The organism is Streptomyces sp. 2323.1 (genome assembly GCF_900221035.1).
Lineage (GTDB): Bacteria > Actinomycetota > Actinomycetes > Streptomycetales > Streptomycetaceae > Streptomyces > Streptomyces sioyaensis.
The window spans coordinates 1104080-1123321 of sequence record NZ_LT907981.1 but is presented as its reverse complement, the minus strand read 5'-3'; the positions used below and the strand labels follow the sequence as shown (position 1 = coordinate 1123321).

Annotated in this window: 15 protein-coding genes; 6 read left to right on the top strand and 9 right to left on the bottom strand. The window is 72.5% G+C overall.

From position 1 onward, the window contains the following. Positions 1-34 precede the first annotated feature (34 nt). Positions 35-1342 carry an SWIM zinc finger family protein gene (locus CPH93_RS04280; protein WP_096211993.1) on the bottom strand — a complete coding sequence of 436 codons (1308 nt, stop codon included), beginning with the start codon at positions 1340-1342 and terminating at the stop codon, positions 35-37. Next, positions 1339-4260, bottom strand: a complete 2922-nt coding sequence (locus CPH93_RS04275) for a DEAD/DEAH box helicase (protein WP_096211992.1) — start codon at positions 4258-4260, stop codon at positions 1339-1341. The genes CPH93_RS04280 and CPH93_RS04275 overlap by 4 nt, the downstream gene beginning before the upstream one ends. A gap of 147 nt (positions 4261-4407) precedes the next feature. Here CPH93_RS04275 and CPH93_RS04270 point away from each other — a divergent pair, with 147 nt between their 5' ends. After that, positions 4408-4590, top strand: a complete 183-nt coding sequence (locus CPH93_RS04270) for a hypothetical protein (protein WP_006601889.1) — start codon at positions 4408-4410, stop codon at positions 4588-4590. A gap of 175 nt (positions 4591-4765) precedes the next feature. Here CPH93_RS04270 and CPH93_RS04265 read toward each other — a convergent pair whose 3' ends face one another. Further along, a complete protein-coding gene (locus CPH93_RS04265) occupies positions 4766-5548 on the bottom strand; it encodes a hypothetical protein (RefSeq protein WP_006601888.1) in 783 nt (260 codons plus the stop codon). 383 nt (positions 5549-5931) lie between these two features. Between CPH93_RS04265 and CPH93_RS04260 the strand changes: the two genes are divergently transcribed. Beyond that, positions 5932-6828, top strand: a complete 897-nt coding sequence (locus tag CPH93_RS04260) for an oxygenase MpaB family protein (RefSeq protein WP_096211991.1) — start codon at positions 5932-5934, stop codon at positions 6826-6828. A 34-nt stretch (positions 6829-6862) separates the two neighbouring features. Here CPH93_RS04260 and CPH93_RS04255 read toward each other — a convergent pair whose 3' ends face one another. Further along, on the bottom strand, positions 6863-7474 hold the full coding sequence (locus tag CPH93_RS04255; protein ID WP_096211990.1) for a class I SAM-dependent methyltransferase: 612 nt from the start codon (positions 7472-7474) through the stop codon (positions 6863-6865). Between the two features lie 475 nt (positions 7475-7949). Between CPH93_RS04255 and CPH93_RS04250 the strand changes: the two genes are divergently transcribed. Further along, positions 7950-8564 (top strand): GTP-binding protein, encoded by a 615-nt coding sequence (locus CPH93_RS04250; protein ID WP_096211989.1) that lies wholly within the window; start codon positions 7950-7952, stop codon positions 8562-8564. 57 nt (positions 8565-8621) lie between these two features. Here the strand turns inward: CPH93_RS04250 and CPH93_RS04245 are convergent, their stop codons facing one another. Beyond that, a complete protein-coding gene (locus CPH93_RS04245) occupies positions 8622-9050 on the bottom strand; it encodes a PPOX class F420-dependent oxidoreductase (protein ID WP_096211988.1) in 429 nt (142 codons plus the stop codon). A 166-nt stretch (positions 9051-9216) separates the two neighbouring features. Between CPH93_RS04245 and CPH93_RS04240 the strand changes: the two genes are divergently transcribed. Together CPH93_RS04240 and CPH93_RS04235 are read left to right on the top strand one after the other, a co-directional pair. Next, positions 9217-9624: a roadblock/LC7 domain-containing protein gene (locus CPH93_RS04240; RefSeq protein ID WP_006601883.1), complete on the top strand. Its 408-nt coding sequence runs from the start codon at positions 9217-9219 to the stop codon at positions 9622-9624. A 78-nt stretch (positions 9625-9702) separates the two neighbouring features. After that, a complete protein-coding gene (locus CPH93_RS04235) occupies positions 9703-10599 on the top strand; it encodes a DUF6397 family protein (RefSeq protein WP_231977177.1) in 897 nt (298 codons plus the stop codon). Here the strand turns inward: CPH93_RS04235 and CPH93_RS04230 are convergent. Both CPH93_RS04230 and CPH93_RS04225 read right to left on the bottom strand, forming a co-directional pair. Beyond that, positions 10530-11399: an acyl-CoA thioesterase gene (locus CPH93_RS04230; RefSeq protein WP_093486980.1), complete on the bottom strand. Its 870-nt coding sequence runs from the start codon at positions 11397-11399 to the stop codon at positions 10530-10532. The two genes, CPH93_RS04235 and CPH93_RS04230, sit on opposite strands and share 70 nt — an antisense overlap. 52 nt (positions 11400-11451) lie before the next feature. Next, complete coding sequence (locus CPH93_RS04225) at positions 11452-13965, bottom strand: DEAD/DEAH box helicase (RefSeq protein WP_093489424.1); 2514 nt, start codon at positions 13963-13965, stop codon at positions 11452-11454. A 681-nt stretch (positions 13966-14646) separates the two neighbouring features. On the opposite strand from CPH93_RS04225, the gene CPH93_RS04220 reads away from it, so the two are divergent. Beyond that, entirely contained in the window at positions 14647-15438 is a 792-nt protein-coding gene (locus CPH93_RS04220) for a metal-dependent hydrolase (protein ID WP_006601878.1), read from the top strand. Between the two features lie 161 nt (positions 15439-15599). Here the strand turns inward: CPH93_RS04220 and CPH93_RS04215 are convergent, their stop codons facing one another. Together CPH93_RS04215 and CPH93_RS04210 are read right to left on the bottom strand one after the other, a co-directional pair. Next, positions 15600-17381: an ABC transporter ATP-binding protein gene (locus tag CPH93_RS04215; protein ID WP_096211986.1), complete on the bottom strand. Its 1782-nt coding sequence runs from the start codon at positions 17379-17381 to the stop codon at positions 15600-15602. Further along, positions 17378-19186, bottom strand: coding sequence for an ABC transporter transmembrane domain-containing protein (locus tag CPH93_RS04210; protein ID WP_096211985.1), 1809 nt, complete (start codon positions 19184-19186; stop codon positions 17378-17380). The genes CPH93_RS04215 and CPH93_RS04210 overlap by 4 nt, the downstream gene beginning before the upstream one ends. Between the last annotated feature and the right edge of the window lie 56 nt (positions 19187-19242).

The following is a 19242-nucleotide window of genomic DNA, read 5'->3' as shown; positions in this document are numbered from 1 at the left end:
AGGGAGCCGAGCCGCCCCCTGCCCCGGGGTCCGCTCAGCCCTCTGCCGCCAACACCGCCCACGCGGCCGCCGGATCGTCCGCGGCCGGTCCCGCGGGCACCCACTGCCCGCCTTCCCTCCGATACGGCCACCAGCGGCCGTCCCGCCCGTAGCGGAGCTGGGCCGTACCGCCGTCCTCCGTCCAGCGGTTGCCGGACGCCCGTAGTGGTGGCCGGACCTCGCCGTCCTCCCAGGCGGACGCGAGCCGGCCGGCCGCCCGGGCCAGCACCTCCGGCTCCGGCGTCCACTCCTCCTCCAAGGCCGCGAGCCCAGCCGAACCCCCCAGCTCCCAGGCCCGTACGGCCGTGGCCAGACCCGCCGCGTCCCGCCCCGAACCGGCCGCCAGCCGCGCCGAGCGGGCCGCTCCGGGGGCGGCCGCCGCCAGCCGCACGGCATCCTGGGCGGGCGTCAGCACGGGCGGGATCGGACTGTCCGGATGCCCGGGGGAGAGGGCATCCGCCAGCAGCTCCTGGGCACGCGCCGCCGCGTCCCCGATCAGGAACTCCAGCGCGGCCACGTCCACTCCGGGCGCGGGCGGGGTGCCGCCGCCTAGCACCGGCGGACTACCCGGGGCGGCGACCGGCGGCGGCGCCACGGGCGGCGGCAGGATGTCACCTGCCGCATACGCCTCGGCCGCCGGCACCCCCGCGTCCGGCCGTTCCGCCGCCGCGCCGGCGGGTATCGCGGCCCGCGCGGCACTGCGCGCCTGCACCTCGTCGAGCAGCTCCCGCTCGCCGCGGCCGCGCAACAGCAGCAGGACGAACGGGTCCTGGTCCAGCAGCCGCGCCACCTGGTAGCACAGCGCGGTCGAATGCCCGCAGTGGTCCCAGGCGCCGCAGCTGCACTCGGGCTCCAGATCGCCGATGCCCGGCAGGAGTTCGATCCCGGCGGCACTCGCGTCCTCGACCAGGACCGGCGGCAGGTCGCGGTCCAGCAGTGCCGCCAGATGCCCGGCCCGGTCCGCGACCAGGTCCGCCAGGCGCTCCCAGTGCGCCCCGCTCAGCTGCTGCACCAGTACGTCGGAGCGGTGCCGTGTGTGGTCGGGGTCCTGGACGACCGCGGTGATCCGGCCGGGCCGTACCGACACCGCGCCGACCGCACCCGCCCGTGCATACCGCCGGCCCAGCGCGAGCTGCGCCCCGTCCAGCGCGGTGTCCTCCAGCGCCTTGAGCCACGCCTGCCCCCACCAGCTCCTGGCGAAGGCCCGCCCCCGTGCCACCGGCAGTGCGCCGAACGTCCGCTCGGCGGCGCCGGTTTCCCCTTCGTACCGCGGCATCGATCCCTCGTCTCCGTGCATGGTCATCGTTCGTTCCCCCGCAGTGCGACCAGGTCCGCCAGCTCGGCGTCGGTGAGTTCGGTCAGCGCGGCCTCGCCGGAGCCCAGCACCGCATCGGCCAACTGCTGCTTACGGCAGAGCATGTCGGCGATCCGGTCCTCGATCGTGCCCTCCGTGACGATCCGGTGGACCTGCACCGGCCGGGTCTGGCCGATGCGGTACGCGCGATCGGTGGCCTGCGCCTCGACGGCCGGGTTCCACCAGCGGTCGAAGTGCACGACGTGCGAGGCCCTGGTGAGGTTCAGACCGGTGCCCGCCGCCTTCAGCGAGAGCAGGAACACCGGGGCCGCACCGTCCTGGAAGCTCCGCACCATCTCCTCCCGGCGGGCCACCGGCGTCCCGCCGTGCAGGAACTGCGTGGCCACCCCGCGCCCCGCCAGATGGGCCGCCAGCAGCCGCGCCATCTGCACATACTGCGTGAACACCAGGACGCTCGCGCCCTCGGCCAGGATGGTGTCCAGCAGTTCGTCCAGCAGCTCGACCTTCCCCGACCGTCCCCGGATCCGCACCGCCCCCTGGCTGTCTTCTCCGAAACCGGCTTCCTTCAGGTACTGCGCGGGGTGGTTGCAGATCTGCTTGAGCGAGGTGAGCAGCTTGACCACCAGCCCGCGCCGGGCGAACCCGCCCGTCCCGGCGATCTCGTCGAGCCCCTCGCGCACCACGGCCTCGTACAGCCCCGCCTGTTCCGTGGTCAGCGCCACCGCATGGTCGGTCTCCGTCTTGGACGGCAGCTCCGGTGCGATCCCCGGATCGGACTTGCGCCGGCGCAACAGGAACGGCCGTACCAGTCGCGCGAGCCGCTCGGCCGCCTCCGGGGACGCCGCGGCGCCGCCCTCGACCACCCGCGCATAGCGGGTACGGAACCGGCCCAGCGGGCCCAGCAGTCCGGGCGTCGTCCAGTCCAGGATCGCCCACAGCTCGGACAGGTTGTTCTCCACCGGCGTACCGGTCAGCGCCACCCGCGCCCGGGACGGAATGGTCCGCAGCGCCTTGGCGGTCGCGGAGAACGGGTTCTTGATGTGCTGAGCCTCGTCCGCGACGACCAGCCCCCAGTCCACCGCCGCCAGCTTCCCGGCGTCGAGCCGCATCGTCCCGTACGTGGTCAGCACGATCTCGCCGTCCGCCGGCCCGGCCAGGCTGCGCCGCCCGGCGTGGAATCGGCGCACGGGGGTCCCCGGGGCGAACTTCTCGATCTCCCGCTGCCAGTTGCCCATCAGGGAGGTGGGGCAGACGACGAGCGTGGGACCGGCGGTGCCGGGGTCGGTCCGGCGGTGCACATGAAGGGCGATGAGCGTGATCGTCTTCCCCAGCCCCATGTCGTCGGCGAGACAGGCGCCCAGCCCCAGCGAGGTCATCCGGTGCAGCCAGCCCAGCCCGCGCACCTGGTAGTCGCGCAGCGTTGCGCGCAGCGCCGCCGGCTGCCGGACGGGCTCGGCGTCGCCGCCCTCCTGGGCGCCGATCAGGTCGCGCAGCCGGGCGAGCGGGCCGGCTGCCGTCACCTCCACCCGGTCGCCGTTGCTGTCCTCGGCGCTGCCGGTGAGCGCGGCGCCGAGCGCGTCGAGCGGGGTGACCTCGCGGTCCCGGCGGTCCCGGGCGGCCCGTACCGCCTCCGGGTCGACCAGCACCCATCGGTCGTGGAGCCGCACCAACGGCCGCCCCGCCTCGGCGAGCCGTTCCAGTTCGGCCCGCTCCACCTCCCGGCCGCCCACCGCGAACCGCCAGCTGAAGGACAGCAGGGCACGCGCGGACAGCAGCGACGGCATCCCCGCCGCCCCGTCACCGTCCTGCGCGTCGGGCGCGCCGACCACGGCTCGGCTGGTCAGCGTGCCCACCAGGTCCTCGGGCCAGTGCACCGGCACGCCGGCGGCGGCCAGCGCACGGGCGGCCGGCCCGAGCAGTTCGGCGACCTCCTCGTCGGCGAGCTCCAGCGCATCGGGCACCGCCGCGGACAACAACGGGGTGAGCGGGGCCCAGGCCTGGGCTGCGCGCCGCAGCGTCAGCAGGGTGTCCCGCCGGGCGCGCGGCCCGAAGGCCTGCCCGGCCGGTGTGGCGCCCGCCCACACCTCGGCGGCATCCGCGCTCAGCGCCGGGTCGGTGAGGCTGTGCAGCTGAAGGACGGCGGTGAAGGAGAACGGGGACCCCGTCCCACTCCGCGCGTCATGTGCCTCCACCCGCAGGGAGATCCGTACCCCGGCGTCATGCCCCGCGGCGACGTCCGCGGCCCAGGCGCGCTGTTCGGGCAGGTGCTGCGGGGCGGACACCGCGAAGGCCGGCGCTCCGGTGACCAGCGCGGCGGCGGGGGAGCGGGGCAGCCCGTCCGCCACCGCGTCGAGGAAGGCCCGTACCTGACGCTCGGGATCCGGCAGCGTCACCGGGTCGGTGCCGGGGAGCGGGACGGCGTGGGCGGACGGCGGCATCGCGGCCGCGAGGTCGCGCAGCCGGGCGAGGTCCACCGGGTCGAGCGGCCCCAGCCGCCAGGCGTCGTACCCGGCGGGACTCAGCCCGGGCAGGATCCGCCCGCGCGCCGCGAGCTGTAGTGCCAGCAGGGACGCGGTGCCCCAGAAGGCGGCGGCCGGATGGGTGGCCCGGGCCGCTCGCGCGCGGGTGAGCACCGGCACGGCGTCGGCGACCGGCAGGACCTGGGCCGGGACTTCGTACAGCGCCACCCCACCGCCCTCGTCCGGCAGGGCCACCGTCAGCAGTTCCTCCGCCGGCCCGTCCCCGCCGCCTTTCCGGTCCGCGGGGGTCTCCTCTTCCAGGGGGCCACCGTCGGGACGCCAGAAGGCGACCCGCCCTTCCCGGGGCGGATCCGACGGGAGGAAGACCGCTGCGCAACGGGCGAGCGCACAGAGCTGAGCGGGCGTGACCGCCGGGGGAGATGCCACTGGATGCCGACTCCTCAAATTTGACTACTGGCGCCTGAAGCGCCCGAGAGTACCCGACCGCACGCCGTTGCATGGAACCTGCGGCGCGCAATCGGCGTTCAATGGAGTACACAGAGCGCGGCAGGCGCCGCGGAAGGGGCGTGAAGGATGTCCACACAGGCGAAGGTCGCGGTCGGCGGGGTCGCAGTGGGAGTGATCCTGCTGTGGCTGCTGCCCTTCTGGGCGGCCCTCTTGGTCATGGTCGGGATCCCGGCCGTCGCGTATCTGACGCTCGACTCCTCCCAGCGGCGCCGGCTGCGCCGCGTCGGCCGCAAGCAGATCGGCCACTGAGCGAGCGGCCCCGCGCCCCTCGCGGCAGTTGGGCCGCCCCGGCGCCCGGTGGCGGCCCCGTACGGCGGGCGGCAGGGCCGGGCGCGACAGCCGGTGGGCGGGGGCCCGGAGGCGGCCTGCCCGGGCGGCCGCTCACCGACCCGGCGCGGCCCGGCCCCGGCAGTGCCGGACCGGCTCAGACCGGCCGTACCGCCAGCTCGTCCAGCGACGAGAGCAGACCGGGCAGTTCGGGCCCCCGGCCCACCGGGTGCACCTCTCCCGGCTCCTCGTCCAGCAGCACGAACGCAATGTCATCGGTGCGGGCGACCATGCTCCAGCCCGGCCCGTCGACGCGCAGGGTGCGCGCCTCACCGGCCGCGAACGACGACCGCACCCGTCCGGGCGGCGGCGGATCGGTCACATAGGCGCGCGCCTCCTCCAGGACCCGCCGCACCCCTTGGTGCGCCTCGTCGCCCGGCTCGGCAAAGGCGTCGTCGCCGTCCACCTGCTCGCGCCACACCGCCCACTGCATGGCGATCTCGTCCGCGCCGAGCCGCCGTTGCGCAGGTCCCCATGCCTCGGCGTCCGGTGGGGTCAGCGGCGCCGGGTCGCCCTCCTGGGGTTCCGGATCGTGCGGGCTCGGTACTTCCGGCGCCGCGACGGCCAGCGCGAGCGGCCATCCGGGAAGCGCCCCGACGATGCTGCTCTCCCCGGGCGAGAGGTCGTACTCCATCCCGCAGTCCCAGGCCGCGATCGCACAGGCCACCAGCGACACATCCTCCGTCGCCACCGTCCAGCGGGCGCCGTCACCGTCCTGGCCCAGGACCAGCCCGTAGCCCTCGGCATACGGTTCGAGGCCGAGACCCGCACACACCTCGGGGTAGTCGTCGCCGAGCACGCTCGGGAACTGCGCGGGCGTCAGCAGCACCGCCGTCAGCACGAACAACTGGTCGTTGCCGGCGCTCTCGGTCGTGGGCACGCGGGGCCTCCCCCATCCAATCCGTCGCGGAGTACGTCGGCGCACCCTAATTGGCCCGGCAGGGCCTTGTCACCAGCCGTACGCTGCGCAGATGTGTTTTTGCCGGCGCGGTGGGCAGCTCGCGCGGGCGGACCGCCGGGCCGCGGGGAAGGCGGCGCCGGCCTCGCGGCTGCCCTGGTGGCCGCTCCGTGGCGGCGCGGTGCGCCGTTCGTAGGGGCGCCGCCCCCGGTGGTGCGACCCGCCCGGACGACGCACCGCCCGGCCCGTCTGGTACGACGCGATCCGGCCACCACGCGGGCCCGATCCGGCACCCCCCGCTTCCCCTCAACTCCTGTCCACCGCACTAAAATCGGCCCGTCGGCAACCGAAAGGACGGCTATCAGGTGCGGCGCTACGACTGGTTACGGGAGATCCGGCGGCTCGACCCGGAGCGCGATTGCCTGCGGATCTACCGCATCATCGCGACCCACGAATTCCCCTGGGACATGACCCGTGCCCTGGAGCTGGCGCTCTATCGCACCTACGCCGTGCCGAGCATCGGGCGGCTGCTGGCCGAGACGGCGGAGCTGACGGACCGTACGCAAAAGCGCTATGACGACACCGCCCTCCTCCTGGACGCCGTCGTCGAGCACGGCTTCGACAGTACGGACGGCCGGACGGCGATCCGCCGCATCAACCAGATGCACCACGGCTACGACATCAGCAACGAGGACATGCGCTATGTCCTGTGCACCTTCGTGGTGGTGCCCAGGCGCTGGCTCGACGAGTACGGCTGGCGGCGGCTGACCGCACACGAACAGCAGGCTATCGCCGCCTACTACCGCACCCTCGGCCGGCACATGGGCATCACCGACATCCCGCAGACCTACGAGGACTTCGAGCGCTGCCTCGACGCCTACGAGGCGGCGCACTTCGGCTGGGACGAGGGCGCCCGGCGGGTGTCGGATGCCACGCTGGATCTGATGGCGGGCTGGTACGGCCCGCTCGCCCCGGTGGTGCGCGGCGCCAGCATGGCCCTCCTGGACGACACGCTCCTGGAGGCCTTCCGGTACGAGCGGCCGGCCCCGGCGGTGCGCAAGACGGTCCGCACGGTGCTGAAGCTGCGCGCCCGGACCGTGCGGCTGCTGCCGCCCCGCCGCACCCCGCACTACGTCCGCCAGAACCCCGAGATCAAGGGCTATCCGAACGGCTTCCGGGTGGCCGAGCTCGGCACCTTTCCCGCCGCCCGCCGCACCGGCAGCTGCCCGGTCCCGCACGGGGAGGACCCGGCGGCAACCTGAGGCGCCCGCGGCCCGCTTCACCCCCGGCCCCGGTTCACCCCCGTCGGACGGCCAACGCCAGATAGCGGGCGTCCTCGTCCTCGTACCGGATGAGATCCCAGCCGGCGGCGGCGAGGAGGGGCCGCAGATTCGGCTCCGCCCGCAGATCGTCGGGGGTGAGCGGGCGGCCCTTGCGCGCGGCGAGGGCCGCCCGCCCGATGGGGTGGAACAGCGCCAGCCGGCCACCGGGGCGGACCACCCTGGCGAGTTCGGCGAGGCCGCCCGCCGAGTCCGGCAGATGGGACAGCAGACCGGAGGCGAAGACCGCGTCCAGCGCGGCGTCCGGCAGCGGCAGCCGGGTCACGTCCGCGACCAGCAGCGCCGCGTCACGGTCGCGCCCGGCCCGGAAGGCGGCCTGCAGCATCTCGGGCGTGAGATCCGCGCCCAGCACCGTCCCGTGCGGGCCCACGGCCGCCCGCAGCGCGGACAGCGCGCGCCCCGTACCGCAGCCGGCGTCCAGGACCCGCTCGCCCTCCTTGAGGCCCAGTTCGGCGACCCCGGCGGCGAAGGCGGGGCCGTCGCCGGGGAACTTGGTGTCCCAGCCGGCCGCGCGGGCGGCGAAGAACTCCCGGACCTCGTGCGGCCGGTCGGCGTGGTGGTCGGTCATCGGGGTCCTTCGGGGGCGGGACGGTCGGCGAGGGAGGCGGTGCAGGGGTACCGGGTGCCCGCGACGGTCCGGACCTCCAGGAAGGCCGCCGCCCACGGATCAACGCCCCGGCGTTCAGCGGCACCTGTCGGAGCCGCCGCGATGGGTGTACCGTGCCGCTCCTGCGATTGCTGCTGAGCCATGCACGCATGATCCCGCACCCGCCCGCTCCGCGGCGGGCGAACGCCGGGCGCGGCCGGTGACCTGTGGCCCCCGGGGCCCACGGCGGCCGGCTATCACGAAAACCGGGGCCGTTGCGTGTCTTGATCGGAAGACGTGGTGGCTTTGGTGAATCCGCGGACATCACGGTCATCGGGCGGTACGGTCCTCGCCATGGATTTCGGACGGCGCTCTGCCGCCGATGGCTCCTCTCGCCGAGCCATGGATCCGTATACCCCGTGACGCGCAGGACCCTTGCACCTGGAGGAGACGGCCGATGAACGGCGCACAAGGGGCCCCGGAGGCCGCAGCCCCGGGCCCCGACCCCGAGTTGACCCTGAAAGTCTTAGTCGCGGGCGGCTTCGGCGCCGGCAAGACGACCCTGGTGGGCTCGGTCAGCGAAATCCACCCGCTGCGCACGGAGGAACGCCTCACCGAGGCGGGCGAGACCGTGGACGACACCGGGGGAGTGGACCTCAAGGACAGCACCACCGTGGCGATGGACTTCGGCCGCATCACCATCCGGCAGGGCCTGTCCCTCTACCTCTTCGGCACCCCGGGACAGGACCGCTTCTGCTTCCTGTGGGACGACCTGTCGGAGGGCGCGCTGGGCGCCGTGGTGCTGGCCGACACCCGGCGGCTGCAGGACTGCTTTCCGGCGATCGACTACTTCGAGCGCCGCTCGATCCCGTTCCTGGTCGCCGTCAACTGCTTTGCACAGTCGCATTCCTACGGTGCCGACGAGGTCTCCCGCGCCCTGGACCTGGACCGTGGCACCCCGGTCGTGCTCTGCGACGCACGGGATCGCGACTCCGGCAAAGAAGTGCTGGTCCGGCTCGTCGAGCACGCGGGGCGGTGGCGCTCCGACCGGGTGCTGGACCCGGTGGGGTGACCGGCGCCGGGAGCCGGGTACGGCGCGGACGCCGGACGGCCCGCGCCACCCGCACCCTCAGTCGGCCAGTGCCGCCATCGCGATGACCTTGTCGATCCTGACCCGTACCACCATCTCGCCCGGTACGCCGTTGCGTGCGCCGTACTCCTCCGCACGGTCCTCGCCCATGTAACGGGCCGCGATCCGTGTTGCCCAGTGGCGCAGGTCCGTCGGCTCACTGCTGGTCGCAGCCGTCCCGTGGACGACCGCGAAGGAAAACGGCGGCCTGTCGTCGTCGACGCAGAGCGCCACCCGGCCGTCACGGGCGAGATTGCGGCCCTTGACCGTGTCCTCACCGGTGTTGAACACCAACTCGTCACCGTCCATGAGGAAACACACCGGCGCGATGTGCGGGCTGCCGTCGGCCCGTACGGTCGCCAGCTTGCCGGTACGGGTCCCCTCGGAAAGGAACCTCTGCCACTCGTCCTTCGTCATCTTGTGTGCCATGCGGACATCCTCATCCATGGGGCGCGGACACGCGCCGCGTGGCACGCCGGCTGTGGGCCGCTTGCCGAGATGGCGGAGGTGGGACAGGCTGGCACAGCAGTCCGCGGACGGACCGGGGGCTGCCGTCCGGCCGGAAGTGCGGTGAGGACACGGGGAGGAAGCGGCAATGGCATTGAGCAGCGGACTCGACTGGCTGCTGGACGACCTGACCAAGCGGGTGGAGAAGGTACGGCACGCGTTGGTGCTCTCCAACGACGGGCTGGTGACCGGGGCGAGCGAGCAACTGGCGCGGGAGGACGCCGAGCATCTCGCGGCGGTCGCCTCGGGACTGCACAGCCTGGCGAAGGGATCGGGGCTGCACTTCGGCATCGGCCGGGTGCGCCAGACGATGGTGGAGTTCGACGACGGGGTGCTGTTCGTGACGGCGGCGGGCGACGGCAGCGCGCTGTGCGTGCTGGCGGGCGCCGAGGCCGACATGGGCCAGATCGCCTACGAAATGACGCTGTTGGTCAATCGCGTCGGGGAGCACCTGGGCGTCGCGGTCCGCCAGCCGGAGAGTTATCCACAGATCTGAGGCGGGGATTGCCCCACTGTCATCGCCTGCGGCATGGTCGTCACTGTCAGTGATCGAACGAGGTGCGGGGGAAGCGCCATGACAGTGATGTGCGACGGGCAGCAGACGCTCACGACGGGGCGGGCGGCCCGCGAACTGGAGTTGAGGACCGGCGAGTTCGAGCTCGCCCTCCAGCTCGGAGAAGTACGGACGGTCCCGGCCGGGCGCGATGACCGGCCGGGAGGGGCCGGCTCGCTCGGCCGGCGCCGGGTCCCGACGGAGGAGATCGCCCGGCTCCAGGCCGAGCCGGGCTTTCCGGAAGCCCTCCGCGACCGGATCCGCGCGGTCAGCACGACCGAGGCCGCCGCGCTGATGGGCGTCGGGCCCGGCCGGGTGCTGCGCCTGACCCGGGCCGGCTGCTTCGGCCCCGTCCGGTTCTATGTGAATCGCTACGGCGCGGTGGTCTGGCTCTATCTCGCGTCCGAGGTCACCGGCTTCGCCGAGCGGGAACCCGCACTCATGCGGGGCAACACACCTGCGGCGATGCGGGTGATGCTCGACAGCGGACAGGACTGGCGGGCCCGCCAGTGGCGCAGCCGGCGGGTCGCCCAGCTCATGGGGCAGACCGATGACCCCTGGGAATCGGCTGCGGTGATCGCGGCGGTGTTGCCGCCGGAGGAGCTGGCCTCGGTGGCCGAGGATCCGCTGGAGCGGTCCCTGCTGCGCCGGCTCCGGCCCACCCTGGCGTCCGTGATCACGGTGACCCCGGCCGCCCGGGAATCCTTTGAACGGGTGGTGACGGCGGAGGAGTTCGACGAGGTGCTGTGGTACCGCGTCAACCTCTCCCGGGGCCTGGAGCGAGCACGCCGGGAAGACCCGGGACGACTGCGGACCCCGGCCGCCACGGCCTCCACCACCCGCCCGGGTCAGCCGCCGAGCTTCCTGAACAGCCCCTCCTGGACGACCGAGACCAGCATCCTGCCCTCCCGGTCGTAGATCCGTCCGCGGGCCAGACCACGGCCGCCGGTGGCGATCGGCGACTCCTGGTCGTAGAGGAACCACTCGTCCGCGCGGAACGGCCGGTGGAACCACATCGCATGGTCGAGCGAGGCCATGTCGAACCCGCGCGGCCCCCAGAGCGGCTCGATCGGGATGCGGACCGCGTCCAGCAGCGTCATATCGCTGGCGTAGGTCAGCGCGCAGGTGTGCACGAGCGGATCGTCGCCCAGCGGCCCGACCGCACGCATCCACACCGCGCTGCGCGGTTCGGCGCCCTGGATCTCGTCCGGGGTCCACCGCAGCCGGTCGACATACCGGATCTCGAACGGCATCCGGCGCGCCATCCGCTCCAGGGACTCGGGCAGTTCACGCAGATGCTCGCGGACCTCTTCCGCAACCGTGGGCAGATCTTCCGGGTCGGGCACCGCCCGGCGCAGCGGCAACTGGTGATCGAAGCCGGGCTCCGGCTTGTGAAAGGAGGCGGTCAGATTGAAGATCGTGCGTCCCTGCTGGACGGCGACGACCCGGCGGGTGGTGAAGGACCGACCGTCGCGCACCCGCTCGACCTGGTACACGATCGGCACCCCGGGCCGGCCCGGCCGCAGGAAGTACGCATGGAGCGAGTGGACCGGGCGGTCACCTTCCGTGGTCCGCCCGGCAGCCACCAGCGCCTGTCCCGCGACCTGCCCGCCGAAGACCCGCTGCAGCGATTCCTGCGGGCTGCGGCCGCGGAAGATGTTCACCTCGATCTGTTCGAGATCCAGCAGATCGACCAGCCTGTCAGCGGGATTGCTCATGACCGGAGGCCCTCCGTCGCATCCTTCGGCGGCCTCGGTCGAAGCCGTCGCCTCACAACTGACCCACATCCGTGACCCGCACCACCGCGCGTCCTTCCTCGTCGGAGGCGGCCAGATCGACCTCCGCCGAGATACCCCAGTCGTGATCACCGTTCGGGTCGGCGAAAGTCTGCCGTACCTTCCACAGCCCGTGCTCGGCATCCTCCTGGATCTGCAGGAGCTTAGGGCCACGCGCATCCGGACCGGTGCCCAGCTCGTCGTACTCATCCCAGTAGGCGTCCATCGCCTCGCCCCAGGCGTCCGCGTCCCAGCCGGAATCGGCATCCATCTCGCCGAGCTCCTCGACCTTGTCCAGCGCCGCCAACTCCACCCGCCGGAACAGCGCATTGCGCACCAGCACCCGGAACGCCCGCGCGTTGGCAGTGACCGGCCGGACCTGATCCGCCCGCTCCGCGGCCTGTTCCGCCGTCTCCACCTCGGGGTTGGCGAGCTGCTCCCACTCGTCCAGCAGACTGGAGTCGACCTGCCGCACCATCTCGCCCAGCCAGGCGATGATGTCCTCGAAATCCTCGGACTTCAGATCGTCCGGCACCGTGTGGTCCAGCGCCTTGAAGGCACTCGCCAGGTAGCGCAGGACGATCCCCTCGGTGCGCGCCAGCTCGTAGAAGGACGTGAACTCCGTGAAGGTCATGGCGCGTTCGTACATATCGCGGATGACCGACTTCGGCGACAGCGGATGGTCGCCGACCCACGGGTGGCTCTTGCGGTAGAGCCCGTAGGCGTGGAAGAGCAGCTCCTCCAGCGGCTTGGGGTACTCCACGTCCATGAGCCGTTCCATGCGCTCTTCGTACTCGACGCCGTCGGCCTTCATCTGGGCGACCGCCTCGCCGCGGGCCTTGTTCTGCTGCGCGGCCAGGATCTGCCGCGGATCGTCCAGCGTGGACTCCACGACCGAGACCATGTCCAGCGCGTAGGACGGCGACTCGGGGTCGAGCAGGTCGAATGCGGCGAGCGCGAAGGTCGACAGCGGCTGGTTGAGCGCGAAGTCCTGCTGAAGATCCACGGTCAGCCGGACGATCCGGCCCTCCGCGTCCGGCGTCGTCAGTCGCTCCACGATCCCGCCGTCGAGCAGCGAGCGGTAGATCGCGATGGCCCGTCGGATGTGCCGGAGCTGGTTCTTGCGCGGCTCATGGTTGTCCTCAAGGAGCTTGCGCATCGCGTCGAACGCATTGCCCGGACGCGCGATCACGGACAGCAGCATCGCGTGCGTCACCCGGAAGCGCGAGGTCAGCGGCTCCGGATCGGACGCGATCAGCTTCTCGAAGGTGTTCTCACCCCAGTTGACGAAGCCCTCCGGCGCCTTCTTGCGCACCACCTTCCGGCGCTTCTTGGGATCGTCGCCAGCCTTGGCCAGCGCCTTCTCGTTCTCCACGACATGCTCGGGAGCCTGCGCGACCACGAACCCCGCGGTGTCGAAACCGGCCCGCCCGGCGCGGCCCGCGATCTGATGGAACTCCCGCGCCCGCAGCGTCCGCACCCGCGACCCGTCGTACTTCGTCAGCGCGGTGAACAGCACCGTACGGATGGGGACATTGACGCCCACGCCGAGGGTGTCCGTACCGCAGATGACCTTCAACAGGCCCGCCTGTGCGAGCTTTTCGACGAGCCGGCGGTACTTGGGCAGCATCCCCGCGTGGTGCACGCCGATGCCGTGGCGGACGTACCGCGAGAGGTTCCGGCCGAACTTCGTGGTGAACCGGAAGTTCCCGATGAGCTGCGCGATTTCGTCCTTCTCGGCACGCGTACACATATTGATGCTCATCAGGGCCTGGGCCCGCTCCACGGCGGCGGCCTGAGTGAAGTGCACGATGTAGACGGGGGACTGGCGGGTCTCCAGCAGCTCGGTGAGCGTCTCGGTCATCGCCGTCGTGCGGTACTCGTACGACAGCGGCACCGGTCGCGTCGCCGAGCGCACCAGCGACGTCGGCTTCCCCGTGCGCCGGGTCAGATCCGCTTCGAAGCGCGACATGTCGCCGAGCGTCGCCGACATCAGAATGAACTGCGCCTGCGGCAGTTCGAGCAGCGGAATCTGCCAGGCCCAGCCGCGGTCCGGCTCGGCATAGAAGTGGAACTCGTCCATCACGACCTGGCCGATGTCCGCGTCCTTGCCGTCCCGCAGCGCTATCGAGGCGAGCACCTCGGCGGTGCAGCAGATGACCGGTGCATCGGCGTTGACCGAGGCATCGCCGGTGAGCATGCCGACGTTCTCGGTACCGAACAGCTTGCACAGATCGAAGAACTTCTCCGAGACCAGCGCCTTGATGGGTGCGGTGTAGAAGGTGACCTGATCGTTGGCGAGGGCGGTGAAGTGCGCACCGGCCGCCACCAGGCTCTTGCCGGAGCCGGTGGGGGTGGACAGGATGACGTTCGCCCCCGAGACCACCTCGATCAGCGCCTCCTCCTGGGCAGGGTAGAGCGAGATGCCCTGCTGCTCGGCCCAGCCCGAAAAGGCTTCGAAGAGGGCATCGGGGTCGGCGTCGTTCGGCAGATGATCGATGAGGGTCACGCCCCCATACTGCCTGCCTTCGGTCCAGATCAGGGAACCGGCGGCTCACAGCGAGATCAACCGAAGGCCCTCGGCCCCGGAACCCGGCAGGTCCGCCGGCCCCGGAACCGCGTGACTCGGGCCCCGCCACCGCCCCGATACGCCCCTCCGACCCCCCTGAGCAGCACAAAAGTCCGCATTCACGACTCAGGCCACAGGGCGGAGCGGCTCGGCGCCCTCACTTTCCGTGCCGGCGCGTGGACGTATCGTCGCTACCGACGGTCACCCGCCGCGCCGCAGCCGGTCGGCACGTGGCAGACATCACCCACCGCATGCGGCCGCGGTCGGCGGGGGCTCGCGCCGGGAGGGGCATACCGCCGGCGGGGAAGGCACCCACCTTGATCAACGCCCACCCTCCCTGAGGGCCATTCGTGCTGACCGAGCCGCGCCCTCCACCAGGGCCGTCCTCCCCCTGTCCGGAGCGCCGATGTTGCTGTAGCCCGCCCTCGTCTCCGTAGCCCCCCGTCCCCCACTCTCGCCCCGCCCCCCCCGCACCATGCCGCCCGCACCCCCACCCCCCACGGAGATCATCTGACGCTACGCTGAGTCGCCGAACGGGCGTCAGGGGCGCAGCTCGGGGGCGCGCGAGGCATATGGGGCGCGCTGGAGAAGACGCGCAAGAGAAAAGGGTGGGAGCACATCATGATGGGACCGGCGCACTCGCTGTCCGGGGCCGCGGCCTGGCTGGGGGTGGGTGCGGGGGCTGCTGCCGCCGGGTATCCGATGCCCTGGCCGGTGCTCGTCTGCGGAGCGCTGATCTGTGCCGGAGCGGCGCTGGCCCCGGACCTCGACCACAAGTCCGCGACCATCTCGCGGGCCTTCGGTCCGCTCTCGCGGATTCTGTGCGAAGTGGTCGACGCCCTCTCGCATGCCGTGTACAAGGCGACCAAGATGCGCGGTGATTCGAACCGTAATGGCGGGCACCGGACACTCACCCACACCTGGCTGTGGGCCGTGCTGGTCGGCGGCGGGATGTCGCTGCTGGCGATGAAGGGCGGCCGCTGGGCGGTGCTCGGCATCCTCTTCGTCCATATGGTGCTCGCCATCGAGGGGCTGCTGTGGCGGGCGGCGCGGGTCTCCAGCGATGTGCTGGTGTGGCTGCTGGGCGCCGCCGCGGCCTGGATTCTGGGCGGCATCCTCGACCAGCCGGGCAACGGCGCGAGTTGGCTGTTCACCGAGCCGGGACAGCAGTACCTCTGGCTGGGCCTGCCGGTCGTCCTGGGGGCGCTGGTCCATGACATCGGCGACGCCCTGACGGTCTCGGGCTGTCCCGTCCTGTGGCCGATCCCGATAGGCCGGAAGCGCTGGTACCCCGTCGGCCCGCCCCAGGCCATTCGCTTCAAGGCGGGCAGCTGGGTGGAGTTGAAGGTGCTGATGCCCGTGTTCATGCTGCTGGGCGGCATCGGGGGGCTGGGCGCACTCGGCTATATCTGACGTGCCCGGCGCGGCGGCCGAGGGCCGAAGTGGAGACGGGGGCGGTGCAGGAGTCCCCGCCGCCCGCACCCACATCAGCCCGCGGCGGCCGAGAACCGAGGGCCGAGGGCCGATGCAGAGACGGCGGCGAGGTCGGGAGCCCCTCGCCGCCCGCACCCCCCTCACCCATGCCAAGACCGCCAAAGCGCCGCGTAAGCGCCCTCGGCCGCGACCAGTTCGTCATGGCTGCCCAGTTCGCTGATCCGGCCCTCCTCGACGACCGCGATCACATCGGCGTCGTGTGCGGTGTGCAGCCGGTGCGCAATCGCCACCACCGTACGGCCGTCCAGCACCCTGCCCAGCGAACGCTCCAGATGGCGGGCCGCCCGCGGGTCGAGCAGGGACGTCGCCTCGTCCAGTACGAGGGTGTGCGGATCGGCGAGGACCAGCCGGGCCAGCGCGATCTGCTGTGCCTGGGCAGGGGTCAGTGCATGGCCGCCGGAGCCGACCTCGGTGTCCAGACCGTTGTCCAGGGCCCGTGCCCAGTCGTCGGCGTCCACCGCACCGAGTGCGGCCCACAGTTCGGCCTCGCCCGCCGTGGCGCGCGCCAGCCGGAGATTGTCGCGCAGTGAGCCGACGAAGACATGGTGTTCCTGGTTGACCAGCGCCACCTGCTCGCGGATCCGCTCGGCCGGCATCGCGGAGAGCTCGGCCCCGCCGAGGGTGACGGTGCCGGTGCGGGGCCCGTAGATACCGGCGAGCAGCCGGCCCAGCGTCGATTTGCCGGCGCCGGACGGTCCCACCAGCGCCAGCCGGCTCCCCGGACGGATCCGCAACGAGACCTCGCGCAGCACCTCCACGTCCGCGAGGTAGCCGAAGCTGACCCGGTCGGCGTGCACGTCCCGGCCGTCGGGGAACCGCTCCGGATCCGCGGCCTCCGGTTCGATCTCCCGGACGCCGACGAGCCGCGCGATGGACACCTGGGCCACCTGCAGCTCGTCGTACCACCGCAGGATCATGCCGACCGGCTCGATCATCATCTGCGACAGCAGCGCCCCCGTCGTCAGCTGCCCCGGAGTGATCCAGCCGCCGATGACGAACGCCCCGCCCAGCAGCAACACCGCGCCGAGCAGCAGCACATGGGTGAGGTCGACGACCGGGAAGAGCACCGAGCGGAGAAAGAGTGTGTAGCGCTCCCATCGGGTCCATTCCTGGATCCTGCGCTCCGAGAGTGCGATGCGGCGGGCGCCCAGCCGGTGCGCCTCGACCGTTCGCCCGGCGTCCACGGACTCGGTGAGCACGGCCGACACCGCGGCGTAGCCGGCCGCCTCCGAGCGATAGGCGCTCGGTGCCCGCTTGAAGTACCAGCGGCAGCCGACGATCAGCAGCGGCAGGGCGACCACTACGGACAGCGCGAGCGGCGGCGCGGTCGCGGTGATGCCGCCGAGCAGCAGCGCCACCCACACCACGCCGATGGCCAGTTGTGGCACCGCCTCGCGCATCGCGCTGGAGAGCCGGTCGATGTCGGTGGTGATCCGCGACAGCAGATCGCCGGTTCCGGCCCGCTCCAGGACGCCCGGCGGCAGCGCCACGGACCGTACGAGGAAGTCCTCGCGCAGGTCCGCCAGCATCAGCTCGCCGAGCATCGCCCCGCGTAGCCGGACCATCCGGACGAACACCGTCTGGGCGGCCAGCGCGAGGGCGAACAGTGCCAGGGTGCCCTCCAGTTGGAGGTTCCGGTCGCCCGCGGACAGCTTCTCCACTACTCCGCCGAGCAGATACGGGCCGGCCATGGAGGCGGTCACCGCGGCCGCGTTCACGGCGACCAGGACGGTGAACGCCCTGCGGTGACGGCGGATCAGGTCGGCGACGTAGCTGCGTACCGTCGCCGGTGAGCCGACGGGCAGGGTGGTGAGGGTCTGTGGGGCGTCCGGATCGTGTTCCGGGGGCGCCAGGCCGATCATGCGGTGCTCCCTTCTTGCTCGGGACGGCCGGCCGACATCGCCGGCTCGGGGTCCGGTGCGCGGGTGACGACCGCGCGATAGGCGGAGTGCTGGAGCAGCAGTTCGCCATGGGTGGCTCGGGCGGCGACCTTGCCCTCCTGGAGGAACACCACCTGGTCGGCCCGGTCCAGCAGGAGCGGACTGGAGGTGAGGACGACCGTCGTGCGTCCGCTCCGCAGGTCCCGCAGACCTTCGGCGATCCGGGCCTCGGTGTGTGCGTCGACGGCGCTGGTCGGCTCGTCCAGCACCAGTACCTCCGGGTCGGTGACCAGCGATCTGGCCAGCGCCAGTCGCTGTCGCTGGCCGCCGGACAGCGAGCGGCCGCGCTCGGTGATGTGGGTGCGCATCGGGTCGCCCGAGTCGTCGACGGAGGCCTGGGCCAGCGCGGTCAGCACATCGCCGCACTGCGCCGCGGCCAGTGCCTCCGCCGCGCCCACCCGCCCGGAGGCCGGTACGTCGAGCAGCTCGCCGAGCGTGCCGGAGAGCAGCATCGGGTCCTTGTCCTGGACGAGTACCGCCCGGCGGGCGGCCTCGCGCGGCAGCTCGTCCAGCGGGGTGCCGCCGAGGACGACGGACGGCGGAGAGCCGGGCCCGCTGCCGTCGTCCGCCGACGGCGGGTGCCCGCCGAGGTGTTCGGCGAGCCGGCCCGCCGCGTCGGGGTCGCCGCAGACCACCGTGGTCAGCCGGCCGGCCGGGGCGGTCAGACCGCTGACCGGGTCGTGCAGATCGCCGGTGGGCGCCGCCGCCAGGTCCCCGGCCCGTGCGCCGGCCGGGCGCTGCTGGGCCAGTACGCGGGCCGTGCGGGTCGCCGACGGCTTGGCGAAGGCATAGGCCTGCGCGATCTCTTCGAAGTGCCGGAGCGGGAAGAGCAGAAAGGTGACCGCGCTGTAGAGGGCGACGAGATCGCCGACGGCGATCGTGCCGTCGAGCGCGAGCCGGGCGCCGTACCAGACCACCGCGAGCAGCAGTAGCCCCGGCAGCAGCACCTGGACGGCCGCGATCAGCGACCACATCCGGGCGCTGCGGACGGCGGCCCGGCGAACCTCCTGGGAGGCGCTGCGGTAGCGGCCGAGGAAGAGTTCCTCACCGCCGATGCCGCGCAGCACGCGCAGTCCGGCGACGGTGTCGGAGGCCAGCTCGGTGGCCCGGCCGGCCTTGTCGCGCTGGGCGTCGGCGCGCCGGATGGCGGGCGGCAGCAACGGCAGGACTGCCAGCGCCAGTACGGGCACGCCCAGCGCGACCAGTACACCCAGGGCCGGCTGGTAGCAGACGAGGGCGACACAGACGCCGATGGTGGTCAGCGCCGCCGCGCCGAACCGGGAGAGCGCTTCGACGAACCAGCCGATCTTCTCCAGGTCGCCGGTGCTGACGGCGGCGATCTCGCCGGCCGCCACCCGCCGGGTCATGGCCGGGCCCAGTTCCGTGGTTTTGCGGGCGAGCAGTTGCTGCATCCGGGCGACGGCGGTGATCCAGTTGGTGACCGCGGCGCGGTGCAGCATGACCCCGCCGACCGCGATCAGCAGCCCCAGGGCCAGGACCAGACCGCCGGCCAGGAGGAGCCGGTGGGCATCGCGGTCCACCACTGCCTGCACGGCGAGGCCCACCGGCAGCGGGGAGGCGGCGATGGCGCCGACGTTCAGCAGCCCCCAGGCGAGGGCCCACAGCTGTCCGCCGAGTTGCTGTGCGCAGAGCCAGCGGAGGAAGGCGCCGCCCGTACGGACGTCCGGGACGCCCGGATCGGGATGCGGAAGGTCGCGAATATGCATGATGTCCCAGGCGAAGTCGTGGTGGGGCCGATGGCGGCAGGCCTCCCGGCAAGGCG